At 49.0% G+C, this 553-nt stretch carries 2 protein-coding genes; one reads left to right on the plus strand and one right to left on the minus strand.

Annotated elements, in window-relative coordinates:
• Positions 1 to 439, plus strand: a 439-nt coding sequence (locus ACWHAR_RS30830) for a YcdB/YcdC domain-containing protein (protein ID WP_452088904.1), incomplete at its 5' end; no start/stop codon positions are given.
• A 7-nt stretch (positions 440 to 446) separates the two neighbouring features.
• On the opposite strand, the gene ACWHAR_RS30835 is transcribed toward ACWHAR_RS30830, so the two are convergent.
• A partial coding sequence (locus ACWHAR_RS30835) for a M15 family metallopeptidase (RefSeq protein ID WP_452088905.1) occupies positions 447 to 553 on the minus strand: 107 nt, incomplete at its 5' end.

Genomic DNA, 553 nt, shown 5'->3' on the forward strand with positions numbered 1-553 from the left:
TAACCGCCAATGCTCCACGGAAGAATGCCAAGAGATAGCGCTTCAATTTTTGTATGCCCTCTATCCGAGAGCGGCTGAGTTTTTCAGGGTGAATCCCGTCCGAATTGATGAAAGAGGGAGAGTCCGCAACCATTTTTCTGTCTGGTATAAAGGAGTGCCGCTGCAGTTCGGCGCTGCCCGCATCATTGTCAATCCGGAAACTGGGTTGATTGACGCTTTTATGGCGCCTGATATTGAACCTGAACAATTGGAAGCGATAAATCACAGGCCGGATGTTTCCGCTGAAGAAGCGAGAGAAGCGCTTTTAGCCGCTTTTGATGTGAAGCTGGAATGGCAGCCTGACTTTACTGCAGGCAGTGACCAGCACTACAAACTTGTCTATAAGCCGGTTTACCCTTCCTATATTGATGCGCACATAAGGAAAAAGAAAAGGCTGTGAGGGGTGTCTAGTTAGGAATCATCTCCAAGTGGGGGTAGTCCTTGAATCGTTTCCAATCCCCGCCCCATTCAAAACCGAGTGTCTTAGCGATCTCGACAACCTCCAGCCAATCTG

The sequence above is a fragment of the Bacillus sp. LR--39 genome, from assembly GCF_053613335.1.